Source organism: Pseudoalteromonas sp. SWYJZ12, from assembly GCF_015864395.1.
Classification (GTDB): domain Bacteria; phylum Pseudomonadota; class Gammaproteobacteria; order Enterobacterales; family Alteromonadaceae; genus Pseudoalteromonas; species Pseudoalteromonas arctica.
On sequence record NZ_JADYXH010000001.1, the window covers coordinates 199,067 to 219,599 of the forward strand.

Annotated in this window: 18 protein-coding genes; 7 read left to right on the forward strand and 11 right to left on the reverse strand. The window is 36.8% G+C overall.

Features of this window, described 5'->3' with window-relative positions; translation table 11 throughout:
- Positions 1 to 60 precede the first annotated feature (60 nt).
- Positions 61 to 3,108, forward strand: a complete 3,048-nt coding sequence (locus tag I6F42_RS00820) for an FAD-binding and (Fe-S)-binding domain-containing protein (protein WP_165722007.1) — start codon at positions 61 to 63, stop codon at positions 3,106 to 3,108.
- A 185-nt stretch (positions 3,109 to 3,293) separates the two neighbouring features.
- Here the strand turns inward: I6F42_RS00820 and I6F42_RS00825 are convergent, their stop codons facing one another.
- The gene (locus tag I6F42_RS00825; protein ID WP_197150043.1) at positions 3,294 to 4,487 is read right to left on the reverse strand and encodes a sodium:proton antiporter; all 1,194 of its coding nucleotides are present in this window, start codon (positions 4,485 to 4,487) and stop codon (positions 3,294 to 3,296) included.
- Positions 4,487 to 5,698 (reverse strand): tyrosine-type recombinase/integrase, encoded by a 1,212-nt coding sequence (locus I6F42_RS00830; RefSeq protein WP_007583195.1) that lies wholly within the window; start codon positions 5,696 to 5,698, stop codon positions 4,487 to 4,489. The genes I6F42_RS00825 and I6F42_RS00830 overlap by 1 nt, the downstream gene beginning before the upstream one ends.
- 149 nt (positions 5,699 to 5,847) lie before the next feature.
- Between I6F42_RS00830 and I6F42_RS00835 the strand changes: the two genes are divergently transcribed.
- The gene (locus tag I6F42_RS00835) at positions 5,848 to 6,411 is read left to right on the forward strand and encodes a YSC84-related protein (RefSeq protein WP_007583197.1); all 564 of its coding nucleotides are present in this window, start codon (positions 5,848 to 5,850) and stop codon (positions 6,409 to 6,411) included.
- 304 nt (positions 6,412 to 6,715) lie between these two features.
- Positions 6,716 to 7,435, forward strand: a complete 720-nt coding sequence (locus I6F42_RS00840) for a hypothetical protein (protein ID WP_197150046.1) — start codon at positions 6,716 to 6,718, stop codon at positions 7,433 to 7,435.
- 88 nt (positions 7,436 to 7,523) lie between these two features.
- On the opposite strand, the gene I6F42_RS00845 is transcribed toward I6F42_RS00840, so the two are convergent.
- From I6F42_RS00845 to I6F42_RS00860, 4 genes are all read right to left on the reverse strand, one after another.
- Entirely contained in the window at positions 7,524 to 8,573 is a 1,050-nt protein-coding gene (locus I6F42_RS00845) for a patatin-like phospholipase family protein (RefSeq protein ID WP_197150050.1), read from the reverse strand.
- A gap of 139 nt (positions 8,574 to 8,712) precedes the next feature.
- Positions 8,713 to 10,119, reverse strand: a complete 1,407-nt coding sequence (locus I6F42_RS00850) for a sodium:alanine symporter family protein (RefSeq protein ID WP_076924661.1) — start codon at positions 10,117 to 10,119, stop codon at positions 8,713 to 8,715.
- 121 nt (positions 10,120 to 10,240) lie between these two features.
- Positions 10,241 to 11,152, reverse strand: coding sequence for a citrulline utilization hydrolase CtlX (gene ctlX, locus I6F42_RS00855; protein WP_197150051.1), 912 nt, complete (start codon positions 11,150 to 11,152; stop codon positions 10,241 to 10,243).
- Positions 11,149 to 12,219 (reverse strand): ornithine cyclodeaminase, encoded by a 1,071-nt coding sequence (locus I6F42_RS00860; protein WP_197150052.1) that lies wholly within the window; start codon positions 12,217 to 12,219, stop codon positions 11,149 to 11,151. Before I6F42_RS00860 ends, ctlX begins: the two co-directional genes overlap by 4 nt.
- A 172-nt stretch (positions 12,220 to 12,391) precedes the next feature.
- Here I6F42_RS00860 and I6F42_RS00865 point away from each other — a divergent pair, with 172 nt between their 5' ends.
- Positions 12,392 to 12,823, forward strand: coding sequence for an Lrp/AsnC family transcriptional regulator (locus I6F42_RS00865; RefSeq protein WP_149603724.1), 432 nt, complete (start codon positions 12,392 to 12,394; stop codon positions 12,821 to 12,823).
- A gap of 267 nt (positions 12,824 to 13,090) precedes the next feature.
- Here I6F42_RS00865 and I6F42_RS00870 read toward each other — a convergent pair whose 3' ends face one another.
- From I6F42_RS00870 to I6F42_RS00885, 4 genes are all read right to left on the reverse strand, one after another.
- A complete protein-coding gene (locus I6F42_RS00870; RefSeq protein WP_197150054.1) occupies positions 13,091 to 14,065 on the reverse strand; it encodes a transposase in 975 nt (324 codons plus the stop codon).
- Between the two features lie 221 nt (positions 14,066 to 14,286).
- The gene (locus I6F42_RS00875) at positions 14,287 to 15,300 is read right to left on the reverse strand and encodes a patatin family protein (RefSeq protein ID WP_197150056.1); all 1,014 of its coding nucleotides are present in this window, start codon (positions 15,298 to 15,300) and stop codon (positions 14,287 to 14,289) included.
- Positions 15,301 to 15,582: 282 nt separating this feature from the next.
- Positions 15,583 to 16,572: an LLM class flavin-dependent oxidoreductase gene (locus I6F42_RS00880; protein ID WP_007583209.1), complete on the reverse strand. Its 990-nt coding sequence runs from the start codon at positions 16,570 to 16,572 to the stop codon at positions 15,583 to 15,585.
- Between the two features lie 141 nt (positions 16,573 to 16,713).
- Entirely contained in the window at positions 16,714 to 17,457 is a 744-nt protein-coding gene (locus I6F42_RS00885) for a siderophore-interacting protein (RefSeq protein WP_197150059.1), read from the reverse strand.
- A gap of 294 nt (positions 17,458 to 17,751) precedes the next feature.
- Between I6F42_RS00885 and I6F42_RS00890 the strand changes: the two genes are divergently transcribed.
- The 3 genes from I6F42_RS00890 to I6F42_RS00900 all read left to right on the forward strand — a co-directional run bounded on the left by I6F42_RS00890 (position 17,752) and on the right by I6F42_RS00900 (position 19,913).
- On the forward strand, positions 17,752 to 18,171 hold the full coding sequence (locus I6F42_RS00890) for a MarR family winged helix-turn-helix transcriptional regulator (RefSeq protein ID WP_010552917.1): 420 nt from the start codon (positions 17,752 to 17,754) through the stop codon (positions 18,169 to 18,171).
- An 81-nt stretch (positions 18,172 to 18,252) separates the two neighbouring features.
- Positions 18,253 to 18,666 carry a S24 family peptidase gene (locus I6F42_RS00895; protein WP_197150061.1) on the forward strand — a complete coding sequence of 138 codons (414 nt, stop codon included), beginning with the start codon at positions 18,253 to 18,255 and terminating at the stop codon, positions 18,664 to 18,666.
- Positions 18,654 to 19,913 (forward strand): Y-family DNA polymerase, encoded by a 1,260-nt coding sequence (locus I6F42_RS00900; RefSeq protein ID WP_197150066.1) that lies wholly within the window; start codon positions 18,654 to 18,656, stop codon positions 19,911 to 19,913. Before I6F42_RS00895 ends, I6F42_RS00900 begins: the two co-directional genes overlap by 13 nt.
- Positions 19,914 to 19,933: 20 nt before the next feature.
- Here I6F42_RS00900 and I6F42_RS00905 read toward each other — a convergent pair whose 3' ends face one another.
- Complete coding sequence (locus I6F42_RS00905) at positions 19,934 to 20,395, reverse strand: hypothetical protein (RefSeq protein WP_010552920.1); 462 nt, start codon at positions 20,393 to 20,395, stop codon at positions 19,934 to 19,936.
- Between the last annotated feature and the right edge of the window lie 138 nt (positions 20,396 to 20,533).

The window sequence follows — 20,533 nt, forward strand, 5'->3', positions numbered from 1 at the left end:
TCAATTTCTATTCGCCATCACCATGATATAATTAGTCAAATGCCCTAAAATATCGCCGTCATGATAGCAACAATTACACAGCAAGATGCCGCGACAGAACTTGTCGCAAACTACCTAAATACCATTGCAAACCAAGGTTTTACCGGAGACACCGACGCAAGTTATGCAACGCGTATTACCGCTTCAACCGATAACAGTGTGTATCAGCAAATACCGCAAGGTGTTATTTTTCCAAAAAGTGAAAAAGATATTCAGCTCGCATTGCAAACAGCATCTCGCGACCCGTTTTTATCATTAACTTTTGGTCCTCGTGGCGGTGGAACAGGCACTAACGGACAATCGTTAACACCTGGTATTGTTGTAGATTTGTCTCGCTATATGCGCGAAATCCTCGAAATAAATGTAGAAGAAGGCTGGGTACGCGTTCAAACCGGCGTAATAAAAGATCAACTTAATGACTTTTTAAAACCTTATGGCTTTTTCTTCTCACCCGATTTATCTACCAGTAACAGGGCAACTATTGGTGGCATGATAAGTACTGACGCATCGGGGCAAGGGTCGTTAGTTTACGGTAAAACGAGCGATCATGTTTTAGGGCTAACAACTTATTTAGTTGATGGCACACCTATGTGTACCTCCCCAATAGACATCGACAAAGCACAAATTATAGCGAATCAAGACTCACTTATTGGTAGTTTATATAAAACAGTTTTAGATATATCAGTTAATGAACGCGCTGCTATTTTAGCTAAGTTTCCACGGTTAAATCGTTTTTTAACCGGCTACGACCTAGAGCATGTACTAAGTGATGACTTACTTACCTTTGACATGAGCCGACTAATAACGGGTTCAGAAGGCTCATTAGGTATAGTAACTGAAGCAAAATTAAACCTAACGCATATTGCCGAATTCAAAACGCTTATTAATATTAAGTATGATAGTTTTGACTCAGCACTTCGTCATTCACCATTTTTAGTCGATGCACGTGCAACATCGGTAGAAACCGTTGATAGCAAAGTTTTAAACTTAGCGCGTGAAGATATCATTTGGAATTTAGTATCGGACTTAATAACCGACGTACCAAATAAAGATATGCAAGGCCTTAACATGGTCGAGTTTAATGCAGTATCAAACGATGATATAAAAGACAAAGTAGACACGCTTTGTAAGCTTCTAGATGAATGCGTAAAAAATCAAACTAATGGCGTTATTGGTTATCAGTTAACCAGTGATAAAAGCGATATACTAAAAATTTACGCAATGCGTAAAAAGTCAGTGGGTTTATTAGGTAATGTAAAAGGCAGCCAAAAACCTCTCGCCTTTGCAGAAGACACCGCTGTACCGCCTGAAAATTTAGCAGATTATATTGTCGAATTTAGAGCATTACTCGACAGTCATAATTTACAGTATGGTATGTTTGGCCATGTTGATGCGGGCGTTTTACACGTACGCCCAGCACTTGATATGTGTGACCCAGAACAAGAAAAACTACTTAGAACTATTTCAGATCAGGTCGTAAAACTAACCGCTAAGTACGGCGGTTTAATGTGGGGCGAGCACGGTAAAGGTTACCGTAGTGAATATAGCCCTGAGTTTTTTGGTGAGCATTTATATACGCAACTTCGAAAAATAAAAACAGCTTTCGATCCTAACAATCGCATTAACCCCGGTAAAATATGTACTCCTATCGATAGTGAAGACTCACTAGTTAGTGTAGATGGACAAAAGAGATCGCACTTCGATAAGCAAATATCAATAGAAGTTAAAACCAGTTTTAACAATGCAATGACCTGTAATGGTAATGGCATATGCTTTAATTACGATGAAAATTCACCTATGTGTCCATCGTATAAAGTAACTGGCGATCGCCGTAATTCACCAAAAGGACGCGCAAGTTTAATGCGCGAATGGCTTCGTCTACAAGAGTCAAAAAATGTAGATTTGCTCGAAGTAGAAAAACAACTTAACAAAGGTGAAGTCATTACCTGGTGGGAACGTTTTGTTCATAGCCGCGAAAAACGAAAAGGTATTTACGACTTTTCTCACGAAGTAAAGGCGTCAATGGATGAATGTTTAGCGTGTAAGGCATGTACAACTGCATGCCCAATTAAAGTAGATGTACCCACTTTTCGTTCGCGCTTTTTAAATTATTATCATAGTTATTATGCACGCCCGCTAAAAGATTACCTTGTTGGTAACATAGAAAATAGCGCGCCATTAATGGCAAAGTTTGCAAAAGTTATAAATCCAATTGTTAAAACATCATTAGTTAGTAATGTTATTAAAAAAACGGTTGGCTATGTTGATACACCACAGTTAAGTATTCCTGCACTTTCAAAGCGTGTTACTAAAATACAAAAATTCGATTTTGACTTATTAAATAAATTAAATGCAGAGCAACAAAGTGAATATGTATTAATAGTACAAGACCCATTTACGAGCTTTTACGAAGCGGAATTAGTAGAAAGTTTTATTACTTTAATAACCCAACTTGGCAAAAAACCAATGCTATTACCTTTTAAACCAAATGGTAAACCGCAACACGTAAAAGGTTTTTTGCATGAATTTAAAGTTACAGCTAAAAATGCAGCCGAGTTTTTAAATAAATTAAATGATATTAATGCACCGTTAGTCGGTTTAGATGCGTCACTCGTTATGTGTTATCGCGATGAATATAATACAATTTTAGAAAATAACCGTGGCGAATTTAATGTGCAGCTTGCTCATGAATGGCTAGAAACACAATCGTTTAAATCACTAAGCGCAAAGCAAAATACCGATACCGAATTTACATTACTGAGTCATTGTACTGAAACAACTGCGCTGCCAAAAGCAGCAAATGTATGGCAAACAATTTTCAATGATATTGGTTTAACATTAAAAACAACAAATACAGGTTGTTGTGGAATGGCGGGAACTTATGGCCACGAAGCACAAAATCAAGATAACTCACGTGCGCTTTACGAAATGAGCTGGAAACCAATTGTAGATAAAAATAAACCTGAGCAACTTTTATCTACGGGATTTTCTTGTCGTAGCCAAGTTAAACGTTTTGAAAAGTTTAAACCAAAACACCCAATTGAATTACTAGCACAGGTTCTTAAATAACTTTATAAAATAAGCTCACTTAAATAAGAGTACTTAAATAAGAGTACTTAAATAGTTTTATCTAAATACAAATTTTGTAAATTATTTATTAAATACAAAAAGGCGCAACGATTAACTTCATCAGTGATGAAAATAAACGTTACGCCTTTTTTAATACGTATTCTTAATTTACCTAGTTTAAATAATTATTTTTTAACAAAACTATCGGCAATAGGTTTAGTGCTAATACCATGTATAAATACACTAAACAAAATAGTCGTCATTGCTATTGTCGCTATTTGATATTTGTTTTCTATTTGCGTATCTATCACCATCAATGTAAAAACAATTGATGCTAATCCTCTTGGCCCAAACCACGCAAATGTAAAACGCTCTTTAATACTCAATGCCGTAAACTGCAGAGACAGCATAACTGGAATTATTCTAATCAATGTTGTACTTAACAAAGCGTAAATTATAATTTCAGTATTTAATTTAGGAATAACTAAGTAAGCACAAACAAACCCGAACAAGCACCAAATCATTAACGATGTGAAATCTGCGATATGCTCTGAGTCTTCAATTAATTCTGTTCTAACGTCTTCGGTCGAAAATTTATCAAATAATAAGCCTGCAATAAACACCGCAATAAATCCACTGCCATGAAAATACTGAGTGACAGAAAACACAGCCATAGCAAAACCGAGTAATAAAAACGGACTGGTATTTTGTGCAAAGTAATGACGTTTCATTGCAAAGTTTAAACTCGGTATAAAAACAACAATACTTGTAATAGCTATTAATAAAGCCAAGCCAAGCTCTCGGCCAAACACACTTAATGTTTGTGTTGCAGTAATAGCTGAATCAGGATTTTTAGCGAGTAATATAAATATTAAAAATATGGGTACGCATAATCCATCGTTCAAACCACTTTCAGTATTTATTCCTTCGCGTATTTTTTCAGGCACTTGTGTACTTTCTAGTAACCCTTTACTTAATGCCGCATCAGTAGGTGTTAAAATAATAGCGAGCAACGCTGCTTGAATAAGTGAAAGCTCAGCAAAGAAAAATAAAGCAACAGCAATACCAAGTAACAAAGTTAAGGGTAGGGCAACAAACAACAGCAAACTAGGATACTGAAAACTATGCCTTAATACACTCAACTTTGATTTAGCTGCATCAGAAAATAAAAAAATACATAGCGTAAGCTCTATAAATGGTAATAAAAGATCAACGCCTTCTTTTATTTTATGCCCTTCGTTGGGTAGCATTAAAGCTAAACATATTCCGCCAACAACAAAAAACATTGGGCCTGTTACTTCTGTTTTTTCTAACTGGCGAAGTGTTAAAGAATAAATTAAAAATAATCCGCCTATAAATGCTATTACTAAATACTCCATTAAATTTTCCTTTTAAGTCCTGATTTTGCTCGCTCTTTAATATTTGTTTGAATATAAATTTGATCGGTAGTCGCAATTTTAGAATGACCTAAATCTTCTGATAAATGTTTGAGCGGTCTGGTTTGTGCATCATGTGTTGCACCAGTATGACGAAGCCAATGCGCAGTTGCAGCGCCAAGTTGTTCAGCATCATCTTTAAAACCATCATCAAGTAATGATTGCTGTGCATAATCAAAACTTTGTTGAACTAAACGCCTAATTTGCCTTACGGTCATACCACCTTGCCCGCGAATTTTATGAACCAAAGGATCTGATTCATCAACACGGGGAAGGGCAGGTAAACCTCTGTATAGTCTATAACGTTTTAAATATTCAACAAAATCATCGCTTAAGGTTACATCTCGTAATTTATTACCTTTTCCCATTATACGTAAAAACCAAAAACCATCATTATCTTGCCAAAAATGAGACATCACCGGCGACCATTGTGGGCGCTCAGATAATTCTGAAATTCGTAAATAAAGACCTTTTAAGCAGGCAAGCGTAAATAAATTTCGCTCTAAATCAGGGTTATGTTCGCATAAATCACGCGTTACACCAAAAACGTATTCCCATTGAATATCGCTTAATGTGTCTGGAATTTGAATTTGTGATTGAACAACTAAGTACGGACTATTTTTTTTAACAACAGGGACAAAGTTAGCAAATGTTTTTTCTTCTAGTAAAGCAAACTTATAAAACACATTTAATGCTGTAAACATAGACGATAAAGTTTGCTGACTAGCAATGGATTCTTTAAGCATAAAAGGGCGCCAATTTTGGTTTAATCGACGAATTCCTTGTTCATCTTTATAACGCCATTGCACTGAAGTTGCAGCCCATGCTTTATCGGGTTCGACCATAAAATCAACGTAAGCTTCAATATCTTCACGTTTTAAATCGAATACTGATTTTTCTGCGATTAACCATGACCATAAATAAAAGCGTTCAAGCTCATTTCGAAAACGACTATAAGTGGCTTCTGATTTTCGGCCATAAACATATAAAAACTGATACAAGAATGTCAGATCGGCTTTTGATTCAGTTACAGTCAAGCCAATTTCCTGTATAAAGGATGCAAGTTCTGGGTATTCTGAATTGAGAGTACCGTCATCTAGATGGGCAATTTGATATCTTAATTGTTTTAACGTATCAACCAAAGCAACAAGCATAATGTATAAATATTCAATTAAATAATAGACTTACAGAATAACGTTAAAGTCCGATACTGTCTAGTATTGGACATAGTAAAGCTCTAATTATTTTAATACCGTGATTATTCTATGGTTGTTGGTTGCTATATCTTATTAAGGAAAACATTATGAAAAAACTAATTATACTAAGCGTACTTGCTTTAACAGTTGCATTAACTGGGTGTGCTACTACAGGTAGTGCATCACCAAGCGAAAAACGTTCACTTGTACAAAGTATGAAAGCAAACACATTAGATAAATTATACGCTGAAAAACCTGATGTTAAAAAACAAATTGCTAACTCTGCTGGTTATGCTGTATTCGATAACGCGAATGTAAATGTAGTGCTTGCTAGCTTTGGCGGTGGTTACGGTGTTGTTAGAAATAATCTTACAGGTAAATCGACTTACATGAATATGGGCGAAGCCGGTTTAGGACTTGGCTTAGGCGTTAAAGATTTTAACGTTGTAATGGTTTTTCATAACCAAGCTGCATTAAACAGATTTATTGAACATGGTTGGGCATTTGGCGGAAACGCTGATGCAGCAGCAAAATATGAAGATAAAGGCGGTGCATTGGTTGCCGAAGCGATTGCAGATCAAGTTACTGTATATTCTGTAACCGAAAATGGCCTTGCACTACAAGCTGTATTAAAAGGAACTAAGTTTTGGGTTGATTCAGAGCTTAATTAACCACCAAATTACTCTCCTAAAAGCGAGTTGGTTTGTATAACCACGCTCGCTTTATTAAAACCCACGCAATTTAACATAACGTAATTTATGGGTTGTATTGTAATGTATATTACCAGCACACCTAATCTTGTATATAAATCTAAATTTCCCAATGCTTAAATAAACATAGATATAAATGATAAAAAACCTAACTATGTAAAAAATATTTAAAACATAAAATAAGACATAATATTTTATTTATCTTAGCTACAATGCCAATTACTAGATATAATTGATGAATTATCACAAAAACTAGGAAGTTAGAATGATACCAAAAAAAATATTCCCCCAAAATATATACCTAAATTTAGCTTTAATATTCTCTATTTCATCTGTTGTTTTGGTTGGGTTATTTTCTTCGAATATTCCCTCAATAGTAAGCTGGGGTCAAAAATATGAAGATTTACATTTCAATTTATCTGTTTCATTTATTTCCAGTTATATATTCTACTTCATTGTTGTTCATTTAAAAGAAAGGAAAGATTTTCAATATACTTTGCCATATATATCTGGTCTAACAAATAAAGTATTGTCTGAACATAAAAGCCTAATGATTTCTTTAGATCAAAGGTTAACTGGTAATAAAAATTATGATACGGCCACTGCCCCTCAACTAAGAGAAGAAGACTTATATAAAATACTTTCTAATTTAGCACTAGCTGATGAAGCGCCTTTATTACTCGCTACAGAAAATAGAAATACAAATTGGAGAGAATATATTATTTTTAGATGCGAGGAAACTCGATCTTCAATTGAAAAAATAATTTCTTTAACACTTTTTTTGCAAAGTGAATATGCACATATCATCTTAAAATTAGAATCCTGTTCGCTATTAAAAACTTCCGATAACCTAAAGAGTCCTGCTTTCGTACAAATGGTCAATAATTCAGGTATGAATTTTCTTCTTGATGATTTTTACAAATATCATGTAATTTGCTTAAAGTTAGAAAATTATAAAAATAAACACATGACTGTTTTTGGTTAAACTTATTATTTATAAGATGCTTAAGCACTGAAAATAAAAGGGTTTATCACCCTTTTTTTAATTTATAACATAGCATATTTTTTAGTCGTCATGATATTAATGATTTAATATCAAAATTTAAGTTATTTAATTTCTCGTCAAATGTCTCAGCCAATTTTTCAGTTTCACTAAAAACGGTATTCCAATATTTAATACGTGTGTCTGCATCGAGATCAGTAAAATCGTTTCTGTCTGGAATTTTTCCGTAAGGTAAGCTTGCTACAAATTCTTTTGATGGGGTGATCATCACTACGTTGTCGTAATTAAGTGGTGATACTTTACGTTTTAAATTTTTATCGAACCACCCTGCTTTTGGCTCGCTATTAAAATGCGGATATAAAATAAGTCCTGGATTATTAATTTTTAAATCAAAGTGGTAATCAATTATTCCGCCATCGCGATATATTCCTTGCGGCGAGCCTGCAATATTTTTTATGCCTTGCATAACAAGTGGTATTGAACCCGATGCAAGTAACGCATCTTTTAAATTATTTTGAGTAAGCGCTATGTTTTGCGTTTTAAAATTGTAGCTGTCGGTAATTGATAAGTCACTTGTTGCTGGGCCAAATATAAAACGCTCATACTGTGATCCTAATAATTTTCGGTTAACGCGGTTAAGCATGTAACTTTTTGATAAACCCATTAACTGTATTAATTTATTTTCGCTGGCAATAAAGCCATTCGATTTTGCTACTATAAAGTGCGCTTTAAATGTTGGGTTATTTATAATTTCGGTTACGCCGTTATCGCCAAAAACATCTTCAAGTAATGCGCGCGCTTTTATTGTTATTTCACTAGGTGTTGGTTTATTACTTGAATATCGAGTTTGCGAATACGATTTTGCTAAGCGCTCAATCGCAGCAACAGGATCGTTTTGTGCAAAACACGCAGAGCGAAAAGCGCCAGCAGATGATCCAATTAAATTAAGTGGTTGGGTACGGTTTTTAAAAAATTCACCAAAAATATATTTATCTAAGCCAAATAATGTAAACCATTTAGGACCGCCACTTGCACCTAAAAAAGAGGTGAAAATTTCAGGTTTAAAGCCCTGTTCGTTAATAATTTTAGCCGCTGTTTTCCCTGCGTGAATCTCGATCATCTAAAAAATAATGCCTTTAATTTTGGTTTATTCAGTTTTTTTACAATACTGAAAGTGAATATTTATGCAAAATAAAAAGCGACTTTATGTTGCCATAAAACCGCTTTTTAAATTCTAAACTGATATTAAAATACGTGAACTAGTCCCAAATGCCGTCTTCGCATTTGCCCTGTACTTTTACATCTTTTACTTTAAATTCGGGCTCTAAACCTTTGTCTCTTTGTGCGTGGTAATCGCTCGTAACAGACAAAATAGTCGGCGTTAACAGTATAATAGCGATAACGTTAACCACTGTCATTAACCCTAAGGCAATATCGGCTAAATCCCAGACTTCTTTTAATGTGGCCGACGCGCCCCACAACATCATTGATAAATAAAGCAAAGTGTAAATGCCGCGCCCTACTTTGTTGTCGAGCTTAAATAAGTGCAAGTTGCTCTCTGCATAGGCGTAGTTTGCCACCACCGATGTAAAAGCAAATAAGGTAATAGCAGCTGCGACAAAGTAAACACCACCTTGTGCTAAATGAGCGGTCATCGCGCTTTGTGTTAGACGAATGCCTTCCATTTCGCCGCTAATGTCTATATCGGCTAATAAAATGATCACCGCGGTACAGCTACACAGTACTATTGTATCGAAAAATACGCCTAGCATTTGTATGTAACCTTGCGTTACAGGGTGATTAGGAATTGGGCTGGCACTTGCTGAAGCATGCGGGACACTACCTGCACCGGCCTCATTAGAATATAAACCACGTTGAATACCGTTTTTAATGGCTGCGCCCATTGCACCCGCTCCGGCTTCTTGTAAACCAAACGCCGATAAAAATATATCTTTAAGCATGGCGGGTACTTGCGTGAAATTTATAATCGTAATAATAACGGCGGCAAGTACAAACACAATGCCCATTATTGGCACAACACGCTCTGCAAATCGGGCAATTGCTTTAAAGCCACCGAGTATAATTGAGCCGGCTAGTACGGTAATAACCAGGCCTGAATAAAATGTAGGAACTTCAAACGCGTAGTTAAGCGCGTCGGTAATTGTGTTAGTTTGCATTGCGCTAAACGTAAAGCCGTAACCTAAAAATAAACATGCGGCAAACACAATTGCGAATGCTCGGCTACCCAAACCTTGTTGAATATAATACGCAGGGCCGCCTCTAAACTCGCCGCCACTATCGCGCACTTTATATACTTGCCCAAGTACGCTTTCGGCAAAGCCTGTAGCCATACCCAATATGGCTATTACCCACATCCAAAATATAGCGCCGCTTCCACCAAGTGAAATTGCCACTGCCACACCGGCTAAATTACCGGTACCTACCCGTGCACAAAGCCCTGTACACAACGCTTGGAATGAGGAAATGTCGTCTTTTTTACATTTGCTACTGCCTTTTAAAAGGCTAAACATATGTTTAAATTTAAGTATTTGAATTGCTTTTAGTCGTACCGAAAACCATATACCTGTAAACAAAAGTATATAAATAAGTACCTGACCTTCTCCCCATAAAAGGTTGTTTACACTTTTGACGACGGTATCGAACATTGCTAATTCCTTCTTATATTTTTTATATTGATACCCTTTTTTGGGTATAACGGCATTTGCTTGCGACATCGACTAAAAATTTAATGCAAATAAGGCAGCTAAGCTGCCTTGAAACTATACATTATTTATTTTGCAAATGAACTCCTGCAATCATGCACCTAACTGAGCCACCAGCCGACTCAATAGTAGGTATTGGTAAGGGCACAAGCTTAGCCGTTTTTTGTATAACTGTTATTTGTGCCGGTGTAAGTGCATTAAACGCAGTTTGCGATAACGCTAAAATACGACCATTTTTACCTTGTAGCTCAATAGCATTGCCACAAAAGTTATTAATTTGCTCAAGCGTTAAATCGATCACTTGATGATGGCTTTTCAAAAAATGTTTAGCTAACTGTGCACGTTGATCAATTGGCACCATATTTAAACTGATCATTACAAATTTTGTAGCAATACACATTAAAACATTAGTGTGATAAACCGAAGTTCCTTGCTCGTCATATGCGTTAAACACTATGGGTGATAGTTTTAATTGCTCACATATTGTATTAACCACCGACTTGGTAGTTCTTTTTGATTCTACCGCGTAAGCGAGTTTATTTTGATGATCGATAACCAGTGAACCAGTGCCCTCAAGAAATGAATTTTCTTTCGATAAAAATGAATAATCAGTCACTAAAGACACTTTATAGTGATCCGTTAAAAAATCAATAATATCTTTTCGATATTCTAACCTTCTGTTTTCTACAAACATTGGATAGATTATTAATTGGCCACTTTGATGAGTTGAAAACCAATTGTTAGGAAAAACTGAATCGGGAGTGTGTGTTTGCTCATCTTCAAAAAGGTGAACTGTTACCCCTTCATTGTTTAATATTTGTACGGCATTAGTCACTTCTTTAAATGCTTGTTCACTTTGATTTTGTGCTAAGCATTCACTTTGAAATGCGTTATCGAGCATTGTGTGGGGATTAGATGTAAAGTGATGCGGCCTTACCATCACTACAGCATTGGGGGCTTGGTTTACTTCGCTCATGCCACGCGCTCTTTTACTAATGGTTGATCACTAAGCACTGAAAATAAATTACGAGGATCCGCTTGTTGTGTAATTAAATCAAGCAAAGCAAACTCGCCCGTTTTAATTAACTCATCGCGTATAAATACCAGTGCGGTAAAGTCTTCGCTCGCAAAGCCAACGCCGTCAAAAATGGTTAATTCATCTTGGCTAGTACGCCCCAGCGACTGCTTATTAATAACGTTATGAAACTCAGTTACTGTAAAGCTTGGACTCATTTGTTGAATTTCGCCCTCTATTCGAGTTTGTGGCTCGTACTCAACAAATACATTAGCACGCTCAAGCAATCTAGCATCTAACTCTGTTTTACCTGGGCAATCACCACCTATGGCATTAATGTGCACACCTTGTGGGATCATGTCATTTGTTAAAATAGTGGCGTTAGTTTTATCAGCAGTACAGGTAGTGATAATATCTGCCCCTTTTACTGCCTCTTGTACACTATTACAAATAATCACGTTTAACCCGCATGCACTTAAATTAGCAAATGCTTTTTTAGAGGCGCTTTTATCTATATCGTATAAACGAATATGCGTAATACCTAGTACCGCTTTAAAAGCGAGTGCCTGAAACTCTGATTGAGCACCGTTGCCTATTAAAGTAAGGGTTGTTGAGTTTTTAGGTGCTAAATATTTAGCTACCATTGCAGAAGTTGCGGCTGTACGTAGTGCTGTTAGTAAACACATTTCGCTTATCATAACCGGATAGCCACTATCTACATCGGCTAAAATACCAAATGCAGCGACTGTTTGAAGTTCTCTAAAGGTGTTTTTTGGGTGACCATTTACATATTTACAGCTGAACATTTGGCCATCACTCACTGGCATTAGCTCTATTACCCCCTCTGGTGAGTGTGCTGCATAGCGAGGTGACTTATCAAACTCTGTCCAACGGGCAAAGTCGGTTTCTAATTTATGTGTTAGATCTAGCAAAACGTTTTCGACCCCTAAGCTATTTATAAGCTTAGCCATTGCCTGAACGCTAACAAATGGAACGCCTTGTTTTGGCTGTGCTATAAAATGACTCATGTGGAAACCTCTTGAATAAATGTATTAGTTAATTTAAAACAAGTTTAGCGAGGCTACGTGCTATTTAATATGGCAATTAATTACACAAATAGTACTAATTTTTATCATTTTGCTATGCAGTTATGTGCAATTTATGTATTTTGGTCAGTAACTTCTTTTAAAGGTTTGATTTATGACTCCCTATATTTATGACTCTCTTGATAATGCTTTAATAGCTGAATTACGAAAAGACGGCCGCGCTTCTATTTCAGCTTTAGCCGGTTCTTTAAATGTATCACGCGGGACAGTTCAAAATAGGTTAGACAGATTAGTTAGCTCAGGCGCAATATTAGGGTTTACTGTACGCGTTCACGAACACATTCAAACAGAAGCCGTGCGCGCAATTATGATGATAGAAGTCGTTGGTAAATCTACCTCACAAGTAATTAAAACAATGCGCGGAATACCCGAGCTTATAAAATTACACACCACCAATGGTGCATGGGATTTAGTTGCAGAGCTTCAAGCTGCAAATTTAAGTGAGTTTGATGGAGTGCTAAGGCAAGTACGTGAAATTGACGGTATTTTAAATAGTGAAACAAGCATATTACTTTCATCAACTTAAGTTATTTTTAATATTTAAAAGAATACTTAAATGACACCCATTTATAATGTTTTAAGTATTCACAAATTTAGAATGACACCCATTTAAATTTTTTAAAAACTGAGGGACTAAACACTTAAAAATTATTTATTGTGTCTTTATATGCGGTTAATTCCCTTAGCTACATCAACTAATTGATTAGAAGCTTCTATTTATCTAAATCGCAGATGAATTAAAACCTTGAGTACATTCAGTCTAAACTTTGATAAGTTGTATTAAATAGTAAAACTAAGCAGTTAAAGCTTGGCTATTTTTGATATTGGGTCGTCGTTTGAAATGTTGATTATTGCAGTAGATTTCTATATTTTCGGCTTTACCAACAGCACCATGAAATATCTTAGTAAAGCGGGTTGTTAGTTTAAGCCAGTTTTTTTCGGTTATGTTTAATGTTTTTAATATAGGCGTTGTACTTTGATTTATATAACCTGGTTTGTCTGCCCTTATGCACTTTCCTGTTTGCTCTACTAATTCTAGATAGTTTTTAAACTCAAATGGTAAACCTTTACTTGTCTTTTGTGAGAGCTTTCCTACAAATTTAGCTAAAAACTTTGGCTGATTACTTGCTATTGCATGTTCAATTCGTTTTTTAATACTGGTAAATGATGATGTTTGAATGCTCTGTGAAACTTTTGCCCTTATAGGATTTAAGTCAACATATGCCATGCAAGCTAATAGTGCAGGCTCATCCAGTAAAGCTTGAGATTTAAAGCGCCCCTCCCAAAAACGGCCTGTACAATCGTCTTCTTTATTAGCTTGCCTTGCTATATTCTCGTTTAACGAACGCATAAACCAAGAAATATCTTTTAAACGATTTCTAAATTTCACTATACTATGTTTTAGTAACATTTTTTCTATATCTGATAGCGATTCACCTTCAAGGTAACGCTTAGATATATTCGTCCCTTTAAATGCTTTATGCCACCTTATACAAACAGCTTTATCTGTAAGCCTATTTGCTTTTTTATCATCTATATAAAGTACTAAATGTGTATGGTTACTCATTACCGCGTAAGCACAAATATCAATACAAAACACCTTCGCCAAAAATAATAAACGTTCCTCTACCCAATCTCTACGATGCTCATAGCTTTTGCCTGTTTGTGTATCAATTCCACATAGATAAGCACGTCTCACACACCGAGAAATACAGTGATAGTAACGTGTATTGGAGAGGCTTATTTGTCTTTTTCGTGCAGTAGCCACAGGCATCATGCTCACTTTAAAATTTTATAAAGTATAGCCGAGGTTAATAAATGCACAAATTAGGATGGGTGTCATTTAAATAATAAATGCACAAATTAGGATGGGTGTCATTTAAATAAAAGGCAATAAACGTGAAAATTAGGGTGGGTGTCATTTAAATAAATGAATAATACTGCAACTTTAAGTCGCAGTATTATTCATGATTTGGGTATCCAATTTGCTTAATTGTAACGATACTCGCTTTGTGAGTAGTTATGCGTATTGCTGATCTCGTATTGGCTTTGCTGCGCTAAATAAGACCGACCTGCAGCTAAGCCTAATTTATGATCAAAACGTAAATCGTTATTTGAACTACCTAATAATTTGCTATGCAGTTTTTCGTCTGCAAAAATTTGTATTATTTCCACATCACTTGGTGGATTTGCAATAAACTCAAGCTCATCTAAATACGCTTTTTCGTGCTGTATTAAGTAGTCCAATGTTTTTGGACAATAGCCTGATGCTATAGCAAATGTTCTTAGCTTTTGTACCCATGCAGATTGCGCTTGAAAATTAGCGTCAACCGTTCTTATTACCACAATTTTACGAGCACCTCGGTTGTAAGCTTCACGCACTGGTAATGGAGCGGCTAAACCGCCGTCTAGATAAAAATCGCTCTGTACTTGCTCTTCAGCAAGGTGTATTTCGTTAGCTGCTTTTGCGTTTAACCAAGGTGTTAACTTTACACCTTGTTTGTATAAAAACGGGAGTGCGCTGGAAGCCTTTAACAAATCACGCCATTGTCCACTCTCACCTGTTGGCGATAAGTAATATGCTTTTCTGTCTCGTGCATTAGTGGCTGTTATAAGTAGCTCACGCGCGCCTAAACTCGTTTTAGCTGTTTTAAAATCTATGGCTCTTTTTACCTCAGTGGTTTTGTCAAAGTACCAATCTAAATCAACTATGTGTTTACCCACTAATCCGCGACCAAGCTGAAAAAAACGTTTGTTACGCGAAAGCCCTCTAATTAGGCGTTTTGCATAGCCTTTTTGACGCGCTAAGTAACTAGTTAAGTTTTGCGAACCTGCAGAGGTGCCAATGAATAAATCGAATGGGTCATATTCTTGCTCTAACCACGCATCAAGTACGCCAGCTGTGAAGATCCCTCGCTGCCCGCCACCTTCAGCAATCAGTGCAACTTTTGGCTGCGCTGTTTTGTTAACTGAATTAGCTGTTGCGCTATTTAGAGACTTCACGGTGAACCTACCTTTATTTAATGATGTTTGGTTTAATACATACATTATAAAAAATAAAAGTGATATCTTAAAATTGATTATTTAAATCAGTTCGATTGAAAAAACAGAACGGTATGTAAAGCAAAATATATACTAAAAATAGCAATCAAATTTACTTTGAATATTTAAATAACAAATACAGACATCACTTAAAGTTAATAAAATGAGTTAAAAAAGTTTAACTTTTGATGATGTCTGTATGTTAACAAGCCCAGAGTGTACGCTTGCTTAACTAACTATATTTTAGTGCTTTATTTCCATTAAAATTTCGAGTGCACGGTGGCGTTTTTCACTATCGAATACATCATTGGTAAATATAAACTCATCAACTTCTAGCTGTTTCGCTATCATCTCTAACTTGTGTTTAATACTTACATGTCCGCCTACTACGCTTAGACTTAAAAAGTTCTCTACATGAGCGCGTTCTTGTTCGCTCCATAACCCGTCCATGCTTTCAACAGGTGGTTTTAGCCACAGCTCGTTACCGCGTATCAGTTCGAGCACACGTTGCTTAGAAGTAGTCGACAAGTATTGCGCTTCATCGTCGGTGTCTGCTGCCACTAAAGGCAGTGCAAGCATGACGTATGGCTTATCAAGTACGCTTGATGCTTTAAATTCGCGCTTATACAACGCTATTGCGTCGTGCACGAAGCGCGGTGCAAAATGTCCTGCAAATACATACGGTAACCCTTTTTGTGCCGCTAGTTGCGCGCTAAATAAACTCGAGCCTAATAACCAAATAGGAACGTTTGTGTCCTCACCCGGTATAGCACGTATAGGGTGCGTACCGTTGTAAGGACCTAACAATGTTTGCAGCTCAGTTACTTCACCCGGGAAGTTTTCTGCACGGCTCATATCGTTGTTTAATGCACGACTCGTTACAGGGTCGCTGCCGGGGGCACGCCCTAGTCCTAAATCTATTCGCCCTGGATATAAGCTCTCTAACGTACCAAATTGTTCAGCAACAACTAATGGGGAGTGGTTTGGCAGCATAATACCGCCCGATCCAACGCGTATCTTTTTGGTATTACCTGCAATGTGTCCAACCAAAATAGAAGTGGCAGCACAAATTATTCCTGGCATATTATGATGCTCAGCAAGCCAAAAACGGTTAAAGCCAAGTTCATCTGCACGTTGGGCGTATTTAGTACTTTTATGAAGAGTGTTAGTAACGCTGTCCCCTTTGATCATGGGGGCAAGTTCTAATAACGAAAAAGGAATGGAATTTAACAAAATAGCAGCTCCTAAAAATGCATGCTAATAATGAATTACATCATTAGCATAAAACACTTAAATGGGTCTGCTATTAGGTCAATTCAAGTTACGCAGAGGTATTAAAGCAAAATAGGTATATGTTATTTTGCTCTAAGGTATTCAGGCAAGCTGTGCATCACGTTGGCGCTGCTTTTTATAGCCTTCTGAATCTACGCCTTTTTTCCAATAACCTGAGGAAACAATATTACTGCGCGGTATATTAAATTGCTCTGTTAGCAGTGTTTTTGCCCTACGTACAAGCCCAGCTTCCAATGCCATAAATACAATGGGAGGCTCTGCTGTAATGTGCAAATTTTGAAGCGCGCTAAGTAGCACTTCGTCAGCGTTGTCGGTAACAAGCCAATTAATATCGCGGCTTGTTTCTAAATCAATAATGTCTTGCTCAGTGGGCGCATGTACAAAAGCATCAATTTTTGAAGTTAAAGGTAATTGCTGCGCATACCCTTTTATTGCATTTACCGATGTTAAATCGCCTAGTAATACATAATGCGAATGCTCATAATTATCTAGCTTTTTAGGGCCTGGTCCTGCAATACCTAGCTCGTCGCCTACTTTTGCAATTTTAGCCCAGTCAGTTGCAGGGCCTTGGTGCATATTTATAACAAAATCAAGCGTTAGCGCGCCTGTTTGTGCATCTACATGCCTTATTGTATATGACCGTATACAGGCTGTTTTTAAGTTAAAATCTACTTCACCATTTTTTGGGATCAGTACTTTTACATAGTTACCAATGTGCTGTGAGGTTAAGTCGTTAAAATCATCAGAGCCTACAACAATGCGTTGTAGATGTGGTGTGATTTGCTGCGTACTTAATATGTTAGCTTTGCGAATTTGTTTACCCATGCATTACCTCGTTTTACAAAACTTAGACTTTAATACCACCTGCATAAATCTTTGATCAATTTAACGAATTAAATTGCACTATAACGTTGTTAAAAATTTTTATTTAGAACAACTAGATACAAAAATTTTAGCCTAGTTCTAGCGTAATTTTCTTAACGTTAAATAGACCCCATATATAAGCAGATTGGTATAATAATTGGCTGCTATAAAAAGCAGGTATTGCACAACGCCCCATTGGTTGATAAAATCAACTATAGCAAATTAATTGACTTTGTCAACTATATTGAGAGTTCTATGAATACACCTTTATCAAATACGCTGTTTGAACTAATGCAAAATTACCGTGTCACAATTCGTGAAGCAATTAACGCAGGCGAACTTGGTATTAATGCTATGCACGTACGCTGCATACATATTATCGCGAACGTAAATAACTGTACGGCTAACGATATAGTTACTAAAACACAGCGCGACAAAGCGCAAATCGCACGTTTAATTAAAGATCTTATTGGCTTAAATTTAATTAATAAACAGGCGAGTGAGCACGATAAACGCTGTTTTATTTTGTCGCTCACAGAGCAAGGTAAAGTTCTTTTTGATAAGTTATTAGCCTCAGAGAAAAAAATAAATAATCAAATGTGTAAAAACTTAAACCCTCAACAAATCAAAGACTTTTTAGATACCGCACAACAAATGATCAAAAACATGGATTGATCAGCCATACATTTCTTGGCATAACTTACACAAAACGCATATACTGTACACTTATACAGTATATGCGTTTTAGGTTGTGTTATGTTTGTCATTCCCATTTATATAGAAGCAGGCGTGTGTGGTTTTGAATCCCCCGCAGCGCATTACACCGAGCTAGGTGTAACCCTTGATGAGCTTTTAATAAAGCATCCAGATGCTACGTTTATTGGTATTGCATCGGGTAACTCTATGCAAGAAGTCGGAATTTTTGAAGGGGACTTATTAGTTATCGACCGTGCAGAGCCTGCAGAAAATGGTGACGTTATTGTTGCTAACTTAAATGGTCTTTTTGTATGCAAACTACTTGATAAAACCAATGCACGGCTGCTTTCAGCTTCTTCTTTACATAAGCCTGTACAACTAACCTCTACAGACGAGTTTCAGCTAGAAGGCGTAGTAACGCTATCAATAAGAATGCACAGGCAAAGCCCAGAGTTACTAAAATGTATGCCTTAGTTGATGCTGTGTCATTTTATGCCAGTGCCGAAAAAGTATTCGACCCTGCTATTCGCTCCAAACCCGTGGTTGTACTTACCAATAACGATGGCTGTGTATGCGCTATTTGTCCTATTGCTCGGCGCTTAAATATTCCTAAATTTGGCCCGTACTTTAAAGTTAAGCATTTACTTGAGCAAAACAACGTTGTTATTCGCTCTAGTAATTACGAGCTTTATGCTGATTTAAGCGACAAGATGATGAATGTTATTGGCCGCTTTTGCGATACACAACACATATACAGTATTGATGAATCGTTTTTGCACTTTAATGGCTACACATCATTAATTAAAGACTGGCATGAATACGGCCATACAATAAGGCGCACAGTATGGCGCGAAACAAAGCTTCCTGTGGGTGTTGGTTTTGGCCCGACCCCTACTTTAGCAAAAGCCGCTAACCACGCTGCTAAAAAGCTCAGTGGTTTTAATGGTGTAGCAGTAATAAATAGCGAACAAACTCGCCAAGCTATTTTACAAAGAATGAGCTGCGAAGATGTGTGGGGAATAGGCCGGCGACTAGCTAAAAAGCTTAAAATAATGAATATACACACCGCTTGGGATCTTGCTCAGCAAAACCCTAAAGCAATGCGCCGTGCATTTAGTGTGGTTGTTGAACGTACAGTAAGCGAACTTAACGGGATAACATGTTTAAACTGGGATGATGTACGACAAGACAAGCGAGAGATTTATTCAACCCGTAGTTTTGGAGAGCGCATATGCGAGCCAACAGCCCTTAAAACAGCGCTAATTAACCATGTAACCACAGTGGCTAATAAACTAAGAGCGCAACGCTCGCTTACTCACCAGCTTTATATTTTTGCAGCCAGTGGTGCGCACGAAAACAGATATTATAAAAAGTCGTTTGTGTATAAGTTCCCCTCACCCACTAACGACACCTGCGTGATGGCTAATGCTGTATCTGAGGTATTTAATAATATTTACCAACCGGGGATCCGATTTTATAAGTGTGGTGTGGGCGCGGTAGAGCTAATATCAGAACAGTTTCAGCAAAATGACTTATTTAATAAGAGCCCGGATAATCCAAAGCTTATGCAATGCCTAGATACAATTAACAATCGATACGGAAAAGGGATGCTCAGCCTTGCAAGCAGTAAATTAAATGACCGATGGCACATGAACCGTGATTTTTTATCGCCGCAGTACACTACGCGTTGGCGCGATATCCCTAAAATATACTGCGAATGATTTACTACTTACTAGATGCTTTATTTGCTCTCGTCTGCTTTTTTAAATGTGCACTCTACACTAGGTTCGCTTAATGTGTATTTTAGTGTGTTATCAGCTAAGAATTTGATACTTTGACTGATTGTTTTTTCGTTTGCAGGGTTTTCACAACGGCTCATTCTTAAACCGTTTTCAAGGCCATCACTTTTATATTTAAGCGTACTGGTTATAAAACAAAAGTTTGGTTTTTTAATAGTGCGAGTACCATTGTGGAGCGATCCAAATACAATTTGTTCTCCAAGTTTAAAACCTGCACTTAAATCACTTTCGTCTGTCAAACTCAAATCGCTATTAACGCATAACCCTGAATTGGTCGACACAACTTCGTATGCCCCCAGTTTTGACTTTAAAAACGGTATAAATCGTGTTTTATTACTCGGCTCAGAAAAAGCATTTGCACTTGTAAAAGCGACAGTTAATAAAGCGAGTGTTAAATATTTCATTTCGTGGGTGTATCCTCGTGAGTCAGCGTGTTAAATAATAGCAAAATGCCTAATCACTTAGCTTTTATAACTTTTAACAACTATAACAGAGATTTACTATAAAAGGAGAGAAGTCGTATTACAGGAGCGAGCGCGTGA

Coding starts and splice junctions, on each gene's coding strand:
- I6F42_RS00820 (WP_165722007.1), top strand. CDS start 61: ATGATAGCAACAATTACACAGCAAGATGCCGCGACAGAACTTGTCGCA.
- I6F42_RS00825 (WP_197150043.1), bottom strand. CDS start 4,487: ATGGAGTATTTAGTAATAGCATTTATAGGCGGATTATTTTTAATTTAT.
- I6F42_RS00830 (WP_007583195.1), bottom strand. CDS start 5,698: ATGCTTGTTGCTTTGGTTGATACGTTAAAACAATTAAGATATCAAATT.
- I6F42_RS00835 (WP_007583197.1), top strand. CDS start 5,848: ATGAAAAAACTAATTATACTAAGCGTACTTGCTTTAACAGTTGCATTA.
- I6F42_RS00840 (WP_197150046.1), top strand. CDS start 6,716: ATGATACCAAAAAAAATATTCCCCCAAAATATATACCTAAATTTAGCT.
- I6F42_RS00845 (WP_197150050.1), bottom strand. CDS start 8,573: ATGATCGAGATTCACGCAGGGAAAACAGCGGCTAAAATTATTAACGAA.
- I6F42_RS00850 (WP_076924661.1), bottom strand. CDS start 10,119: ATGTTCGATACCGTCGTCAAAAGTGTAAACAACCTTTTATGGGGAGAA.
- ctlX (WP_197150051.1), bottom strand. CDS start 11,152: ATGAGCGAAGTAAACCAAGCCCCCAATGCTGTAGTGATGGTAAGGCCG.
- I6F42_RS00860 (WP_197150052.1), bottom strand. CDS start 12,219: ATGAGTCATTTTATAGCACAGCCAAAACAAGGCGTTCCATTTGTTAGC.
- I6F42_RS00865 (WP_149603724.1), top strand. CDS start 12,392: ATGACTCCCTATATTTATGACTCTCTTGATAATGCTTTAATAGCTGAA.
- I6F42_RS00885 (WP_197150059.1), bottom strand. CDS start 17,457: ATGGGTAAACAAATTCGCAAAGCTAACATATTAAGTACGCAGCAAATC.
- I6F42_RS00890 (WP_010552917.1), top strand. CDS start 17,752: ATGAATACACCTTTATCAAATACGCTGTTTGAACTAATGCAAAATTAC.
- I6F42_RS00895 (WP_197150061.1), top strand. CDS start 18,253: ATGTTTGTCATTCCCATTTATATAGAAGCAGGCGTGTGTGGTTTTGAA.
- I6F42_RS00900 (WP_197150066.1), top strand. CDS start 18,654: ATGTATGCCTTAGTTGATGCTGTGTCATTTTATGCCAGTGCCGAAAAA.
- I6F42_RS00905 (WP_010552920.1), bottom strand. CDS start 20,395: ATGAAATATTTAACACTCGCTTTATTAACTGTCGCTTTTACAAGTGCA.